The organism is Maribacter litoralis, assembly GCF_003075045.1.
GTDB classification, from domain to species: domain Bacteria; phylum Bacteroidota; class Bacteroidia; order Flavobacteriales; family Flavobacteriaceae; genus Maribacter; species Maribacter litoralis.
In genome coordinates, this window is the sequence record NZ_QCZD01000009.1 from 39,579 (window position 1) to 47,105 (window position 7,527).

General features: G+C 34.4%; 10 protein-coding genes. 2 read left to right on the forward strand and 8 right to left on the reverse strand.

Features of this window, described 5'->3' with window-relative positions; translation table 11 throughout:
• Positions 1-154 precede the first annotated feature (154 nt).
• The 5 genes from DCS95_RS19865 to DCS95_RS19885 all read right to left on the reverse strand — a co-directional run bounded on the left by DCS95_RS19865 (position 155) and on the right by DCS95_RS19885 (position 2,887).
• Entirely contained in the window at positions 155-730 is a 576-nt protein-coding gene (locus tag DCS95_RS19865; protein WP_116772544.1) for a hypothetical protein, read from the reverse strand.
• 23 nt (positions 731-753) lie between these two features.
• A complete protein-coding gene (locus DCS95_RS19870) occupies positions 754-906 on the reverse strand; it encodes a YqaE/Pmp3 family membrane protein (RefSeq protein WP_116772545.1) in 153 nt (50 codons plus the stop codon).
• Positions 907-1,127: 221 nt separating this feature from the next.
• The gene (locus DCS95_RS19875) at positions 1,128-1,733 is read right to left on the reverse strand and encodes a class I SAM-dependent methyltransferase (RefSeq protein WP_116772546.1); all 606 of its coding nucleotides are present in this window, start codon (positions 1,731-1,733) and stop codon (positions 1,128-1,130) included.
• Between the two features lies 1 nt (position 1,734).
• The gene (locus DCS95_RS19880) at positions 1,735-1,980 is read right to left on the reverse strand and encodes a hypothetical protein (RefSeq protein WP_116772555.1); all 246 of its coding nucleotides are present in this window, start codon (positions 1,978-1,980) and stop codon (positions 1,735-1,737) included.
• A gap of 1 nt (position 1,981) precedes the next feature.
• Positions 1,982-2,887: an NAD(P)/FAD-dependent oxidoreductase gene (locus tag DCS95_RS19885; protein ID WP_116772547.1), complete on the reverse strand. Its 906-nt coding sequence runs from the start codon at positions 2,885-2,887 to the stop codon at positions 1,982-1,984.
• Between the two features lie 181 nt (positions 2,888-3,068).
• On the opposite strand from DCS95_RS19885, the gene DCS95_RS19890 reads away from it, so the two are divergent.
• Positions 3,069-3,446, forward strand: coding sequence for a Fur family transcriptional regulator (locus DCS95_RS19890; protein WP_116772548.1), 378 nt, complete (start codon positions 3,069-3,071; stop codon positions 3,444-3,446).
• Between the two features lie 163 nt (positions 3,447-3,609).
• Here DCS95_RS19890 and DCS95_RS19895 read toward each other — a convergent pair whose 3' ends face one another.
• The 3 genes from DCS95_RS19895 to DCS95_RS19905 form a co-directional block, all read right to left on the reverse strand.
• Positions 3,610-4,563, reverse strand: coding sequence for a hypothetical protein (locus tag DCS95_RS19895; RefSeq protein WP_116772549.1), 954 nt, complete (start codon positions 4,561-4,563; stop codon positions 3,610-3,612).
• Between the two features lie 189 nt (positions 4,564-4,752).
• Positions 4,753-5,097 (reverse strand): TfoX/Sxy family protein, encoded by a 345-nt coding sequence (locus DCS95_RS19900; RefSeq protein ID WP_116772550.1) that lies wholly within the window; start codon positions 5,095-5,097, stop codon positions 4,753-4,755.
• A 2-nt stretch (positions 5,098-5,099) separates the two neighbouring features.
• Complete coding sequence (locus DCS95_RS19905; RefSeq protein ID WP_164674254.1) at positions 5,100-5,468, reverse strand: nuclear transport factor 2 family protein; 369 nt, start codon at positions 5,466-5,468, stop codon at positions 5,100-5,102.
• A 105-nt stretch (positions 5,469-5,573) separates the two neighbouring features.
• Between DCS95_RS19905 and DCS95_RS19910 the strand changes: the two genes are divergently transcribed.
• A complete protein-coding gene (locus DCS95_RS19910; RefSeq protein WP_116772552.1) occupies positions 5,574-5,987 on the forward strand; it encodes a winged helix-turn-helix transcriptional regulator in 414 nt (137 codons plus the stop codon).
• Positions 5,988-7,527: the final 1,540 nt, after the last annotated feature.

Sequence of the window (7,527 nt, forward strand, 5' to 3'; positions counted from 1 at the left end):
AAAGAATGCATCAATAACTAAGCCAATAACGAGCTTAACTTGTTGTAAATGAGTAAAAAAAAAGTATTGAAGTAAGATGATGTGGAGAAACAGGACAAAAAAAATGCCGATGATAATCTATCATCGGCATTTGTATTTTTTGCTTAAAAGTTAATTAAGAATCTGAGTAAATCACTTTTGCGTTCTTAATCTTATCGTCCAAGTCGTTCATAGAATTAACATACTTGTATTGATTGTTCAAAATATTATCGGCTTTTTCACCTACAATAATATGTTTCACATCTAAATCTGGTGCGTTTAATTCTACCTGATCTTGAATTCTCATTTTTTGCTCACCTAAATCGGTATCCAGCTTTTCAAGTTTAGAAATAACGTACAGGCGATTTTCTGTAGCGCGAATTTCTTGTATATCTAAATTGTGTTCACTATCAGAAACTTCTGCTTCTACCATAATGGTACGTTGTTCTTTGTCTTCTCCTGGCATATCAAAATCGATTACCGGAACCTCAACTTCTTCCTCTTCCATAACGATCATAGGCTTAGGCACTTTAACCGTTTTTGTAGTAGTACCTACGTCAATATCTGCCCAGTTTACATCATATTCTGGTAATTCTCCTGAGTCTGCAGATACATCTACATCCACTTCTGGTAATTCACCTTTTTCTTCTTTTTTAATGTTACAACTGCTTACTATGGCCAATGCCATAATTGGAATTATTAATTTCTTCATTCTTATTTTTTTTTTAGGATTAATTATTGATTTACTATAAACGCATGAATTACGCCTGGTAACCATGCCAACAAAGTCAGTAGTATACTGATTAGCAAAGTTGTGCTTACTCCATGTTTTAAGAATACCGCTAATGGCGGTAATAAAATGTTTAAGATTATTGTTAGTAATGACATTTATATTTGATTTTTGGTTCGGGTCAAATATGGCAAAAATGTCCTTTTTAGGTTGATGCTAAACCTTTAGAAACTAACTTTATAGGGATAGAACACGTAATTGTGGTCGATAGAGCAAAATGCTGCTACTTTTTGGGGCTAAGTGGTGTAAAAGTGCATTATTGTATTGTTTGGTGGGATGCTGATTTTATTTGTATCTGAATAATGTCTCTAGTCGTTTTTTAATCTTTTTTTTTACACTTAATAAGGTACATTGGTTGATTTTCGGTCACTTCTATAACTTCAAGAGGTCCGTATGCTTCAAACTCTTTTTTCACCGATTCTTTATCGTAGTAGAATATAGCTGCTCCTTTATGAACTTCGTAGCGGTCTTTCCCCAATAATTCACCTTTTCCATATTCAGGTGCTTGTTTGGTTACCGCGGTAAAAATCATATATCCGTTTTCAATAAGTTGATCATAGCAATCTTTTATCAGTTTTTTTCTTTCTTGGTAGTCCAATAAATGAATGAGGGCATGACAAAAAATGCCTTCATACTTTTTATCATTAAAAGGCATTTGAGTAACAGAGCCATTAAAGATGTCCAATCTTTCTCCGTAATGTTTATGTGCAAGTTCTATGGCAGTTTTAGAAATTTCTATACCGCTTACATGTATTCCGTTATCTAAAAATGGTTTTGCATTTCTGCCGTATCCAATGCCGGGAATTAATATGTTTTTTATACCATTCTTTTTAAAGATTTCAGTAGCTAATTGAGCAGATTTTGTAGGTGTCATTCCCCACATTTCTTGCCTGTTGTTAAATGCATTTTCCCAGAATTCTGCCATATTATGAACAAATTTTATCTTCTAGTAATTTACATTTAATCCCTCTGTTTTTAAGCTGTAAGACGATTGCATTTGTGTCTACTATTTCTCCTTCACATCTTAAAATGGAATGCCCACACGGATAGGGTTTGTTGAAATCTTCCAAATCAAAATTGATTTTTAGGTGCGGATATTGAATTTTTAAAAATTGAATAATTTCTATGGATAGAATTTCCGATTTTACGTTGGTCATAAACACTTCTACCATATCAAAAATTTTCTTTTGTAAGTTCACCATTAACAACAGCTCCAGCAATGTTTCCGCTAGAAACAGCTAATGCTACAGAACGCATCATAGAACTATTATCCCCACAAGCAAAAATGCCTTCTTGTGTCGTTTGTTGCATAAAATTAACTTCAATAAGCTCGTCTTCTGTAAGATTGCAACCCAGCTCTTTAGGTATGTTTGAGTTTAGCTCAAAAGGAATAGCGGCATAGGCACATTCAAAATTTTCAGTACTACCATCTTTAAAAACAATGTCTTCTACATGACCGTTTCGGTGTTTAATGCTTGATATTTCTTTTTCAATGATCTGTATTTTGTGTTGCTTTAATTTTTCGAGCTGTTCTTTTTCAAAGTCTTTTGCTCCCGAAGTAATTATTGCTATTTCTTTGGTAAGATTATTCACCAAAGAAGCAAGATGAAATGCTCTTTCGCCATTGGCAATAATAGCTGTTTTTTTGTTTCTAATTTCGTAGCCATGGCAATACGGGCAATGTACAACAGATATTCCCCAGCATTCAGAAAAGCCCTTAATATTGGGCATTAGGTCATTAATTCCTGCTGCAAATATTATTTTTTTTGCAGTAAATTTGTTTCCTTTTAAGGTGGAGATTTCGAATGCACCGTTTTTTCTTTTTCCGCTAACTGCAAGTCCGTCATAAAATTTAATACTGTCATAAGTAGTTATTTGACTTTTGGCAATTTCTGATATCTCTTTTGGCGTACTGCCGTCTTGCGTTAAAAAATTATGTGAATGTGGGGTTTGACGATTACAAGGTTTTCCTGCATCGATTACCAATGTTTTTCGTAGTGAACGACCTAATGCCATTGCTGCTGATAGTCCCGCGTAACTACCACCTATTATGATGACTTCAAATTCTTTTTTGTCCATTTTGTGATTGTATTTAGCAAGGAGCGTAAGTGGTTTAATTAGTGTTAGCACTGCACCTATAACTCCAATTGATTTTATTGTTTCTCTTTTGGTTATGATATTTAATGCAAATATGTCGCATTAGTAAATATTGTCAAAAATACAATCTTTTTGTATTATTGCAACTTATTCGCAATAAAATATGAATAGAAGAAATACGCCTACAAAAGAAGCGATATTGAATTTGCTTTCAACTTCTAAAAAAGCATTAAGTCAAGATGCCATTGAAAGGCAACTTGATATTAAAATAAATAGAGCAACCATCTACAGGGTTTTAAATAGGTTTTGTGAGGATGGTATAGTGCATAAGATTGTTGCGGAAGACGGAAAACAGTATTTTGCTATTTGCGAAAAATGTGATAATCCTTCAGAAGTTGTTACCCATCATTTTCATTTTAGGTGTCTATTATGCGATACCATCGAATGTTTGCAAGTACCTGTTGCGTATTCAGTTCCAAATGGTTATGAGGTGCAAAATGCAAATTGTGTGCTGACCGGGGTTTGTAATGATTGTTCTTAGATGCTTTACTTTTTAAAGCCTTTCTCCTGCGCACGGAAAATTCACGTTCAACTACTAGCTTAGCATAAAAAAAAGTCCCTTAAAGAGGCTTATATCGTTTGTATTTGTTTCTGATCAACGACTTGTGCAACGGTTACTATTGTTAGCAAACGTTTTTCTTAATTTATTTTTGCCTATATAAGTAGTCAGCAGCTGCCGTTGCCATTTTATTTTTATCGTGACCTACGTTAGGGATTATTTCAATCTTCCAAATAAATTCCATTCCAGAGTTTTTTGATAATTTTTCACTTGTCTTATAAAAGTTCATCCCCCTGTCAAGTCGATTCGTACCTTGGATATCTGCAGTTTCTGACCTTAACATTCTACCTCTGGTTTCGGAATCATTGTCGAGTTCTCCAAGAAATAGTATGAGTTTCTTTTTAAAAGATTTTTTCAGCTTTTTTTCTGGTATAGGTACATTGTTCATCCCAAACGGAAAGTTTGTTTTGTAGTCTGGTAGTGTATACGTGCCTGCATTAGAAGCTAGTATTCTATCAGCTTTTGAATTAGGGCAGAATAGTGCGAATCGATGTAGTATTTGTCCGCCAGCAGAATGCCCGAAAATATCATATTTTTTTTGTTTTGATTTTGTGGCTTTTTTGACATGTTTAAAAATTCTATCAAAATCATTAAAAATCCAATCTTCTCTATTATCGTTTACATTAAATTCAATCACGTTTTCGTCAATATGTACTTGATTTGTGCTTTTTTTGAATGAAATTCCTTTCGATAAGTCTAAGTCTTTTACAATTCCTCCAAGGTGATAATCACCATAATTGTATTCTTTTTCTAAGTAGGAAGGTGAAATAACAAGAACACTATATTTTTCTGATGCATTAATCCAAGAATCTCTATAATCATCTGCATTTCTACCCGCACCAGGAATGACCAATAAAATTTTTGAATTTCGAGTAAAATTTTCAGGTTTATGATAGAAAATAGTTATAGAATCTGCTCGATGGCTGCCAATCCCTTCTATTTTAAATGAATCAGAGCCTTTGTTGATTACCAAGTCTTGAGCATATATAACTTGCGTAAATGAAAATAAAATAAGTAATAGAAAAATATGTTGTTTCATAAATATTAATTTAAAGTATTTAGGTTCTTTTTAGTCGTGGATTTAATGTTTGCTAACGGTCTCGTATAAGAATAGTAGCGGATTTTGAAGCACTAAACTTTCCATTCAGGACAGACTGTAAATATAAAAAAGCGACTTCGATTAATCACCAAAGCCGCTATTATTTTTATACATTGTTGTAGGTAGTGCTCATTCCGTTGTTCTGTTGAAATCCAATGCTTTTTCAATCCAATATTCCAAATCTTTGTCCATATCAAATCCTTCTGGAATGATGAAAATATAGCCTTTCATAGGTCTGCCTGTAAAGTCCATCGGTAAACATACATTTTTTTCGATTTCCATTTCATAGGCTTCTGTTCCAATTTTTGCCATTAACAAGCTGTCACCATATTTTTTGTCGATATGGATTCCGCAACACATTTTTTCGTTGACCATAAAAACAAGTCCACCCATCATTTTTTTATCGTAAAAGTCGACTCTTTTAGATTTTAGGATATGTCTTATTCGGTCACCTATATGTTCATCATAACCCATATTTAGAGGGCTTTTACGGCATTTCGGAATTCCTCCGCATCGGAGTACACCTTGATATTCTGAATCTTGCCGTTCTTGATTTCATACCATTCTGTCATATCTAATTCCATCTTCTTGCCAGAAGGCATTTCAATATTCATTAATACTTGAGTAATTACGAAATTTCCAGATTCTATAATCTGTTTCATTTCATTTCCCTTCATCATTGGCATAAAGCTCTCGTTCAATTTAGCAAAAGCATCTAATCCTTTCGTCTTATCTACTGGTCCGTTAAAAGTTATATCATTTGAGACGACTTCTTTCCAAGAATTTGTGTCTGACATCAAGCCCTGTCCAAATGCTTGAAATACTTCCATTGGTGATTTTTCCATTGTTTCTATTTTTATAATTATTAATTTAACTTGCAATTTCGAAGCAAAGTTATGAATTAACTTTGAAAAACCAAGTTAAACGAAAATATTTTTTATCTTTGTCTTATGAAAGTACGCTCACATTGTCCGATAAATTTCACGCTGGAACATTTCGGTGATAAATGGTCTTTGTTAATAATCAGAGATTTAATGTTCAAAGGTAAAAGACATTACAATGAATTTTTCGAGTCCGATGAAAAGGTTTCAACAAGTGTCCTTGGCGATAGGTTGAAAATGTTGGAAGAAAATAAAATCATTTCCAAAGGCGAGGATGACGTTAAAAAGTCACGAATAAAATACAGTCTTACCAAGAAGGGAATTGATATGCTCCCTGTTCTGATTGATATGATTGTTTGGGGTGGGTTTTATGATGATAAAACGGAAGCTGGAAAAGATTTTTTAGAAAAAGCAACAGAAAATCGGGAATATTTAATTTCGTCAATCCGAGAAAAGTTAGAAAATGAACATTTGTCAAATTGAGGAAGTTTGTTTGTAGTTCAGGTGTTTTTTCGCATTACCTACAACGCCAAAGCTATGAGTAGTGCTGAACAAGTAAGTACCGTACTTACTTTAAAACACCAAGCCAAAACATTTTGTTTGCGTTTTATTTTTATGTTTTCAAATGCCAAATCAAACTGATTTGGCGACTTTATAAATATAGACAAACCATTTTACAAAACAGCAAGCCCGGCATTACTTATAGGTACTGTTAGCGGTATTGAGCGGGGCGGACCAGACCCCAAGGACAAGCCAAAGGGACAATACCCGTAGTTTTGCCGCATTTTCCATCCACCGACATACTTTGGCGGACATGGACATCATATGGTCAACTTAAAAGACCTGAACAAATAGTGACAATCCAACTGTCCGTCCACATAACGATTGCGTACAGATTGCGTGCTGGCGGCAAAGGAAAAAGCCCCGAAAGCTGCTCTTTTTTAAGCCCGAACCATAAGAACGGGACGTACTTAAAATACAAGAACCGTAGATTTTTTGCTTTTCAGATAAACGTTACAACTTACGAACCGAGAAGAAAATATAAGGTAAAAAGCAAAAAATGGTAAAGCCCCGAAGTTGCCCTAATTTTTTAATAGCTTATTACCGTTAACGTCTAATGTATGGTCTGTACGGTTTTGAAATCCGTAGGATTTCCCGCCGTACGATAAGATTCTAAATATACGTAGATTTTCCGACGGAAAATCGGACAGTATAGATTATACATATTGTTAGCAAACGTGTTGCAGCGCAAACCTTTGCCTTGTCGCAGATCACTGATAGATTTCCCGAACTCTTTTAAAATGGTTTCTTTTTTTAAGTCCGTCGAAACCAAATAGAGAAGGATTTATGTATATCGTTTTTATGCAGACTTATCCAAGAAATTGACAAGTCCGTCCACGCAACAGTTGCGTCCGAGTGAAGTCCGTCCGAGCGAGAACTTTGGCAAGGTATTTTTTAATTAAATATCTGAATTTTGAGAAAGTAACAAGCCTCAAGAAACCATTTTAAAAATGCGGATTTGCCAGGACCCAACTCTTATTTTTTTTTTTAATATTCAGGTTAATTGCGAACCGATATAATTTTATGGCAATATGTTTGCTAACGGCTAATGTATGATCTGTACGGTTTTGAAATCCGTAGGATTTCCCGCCGTACGATTACATTCTAAATATACGTAGATTTTCCGACGGAAAATCGGACAGTATAGATTATACATATTGTTAGCAAACGTGTTGCAGCGCAAACCCTTGGTCTTGTCGCAGATCACTGATAGATTTCCCGAACTCTTTTAAAATGGTTTCTTTTTTTAAGTCCGTCGAAACCAAATAGAGAAGGATTTATGTATATCGTTTTTATGCAGACTTATCCAAGAAATTGACAAGTCCGTCCACGCAACAGTTGCGTCCGAGTGAAGTCCGTCCGAGCGAGAACTTTGGCAAGGTATTTTTTAATTAAATATCTGAATTTTGAGAAAGTAACAAGCCTCAAGAAACCATTTTAAAAATGCGGATTTGCCAGGACC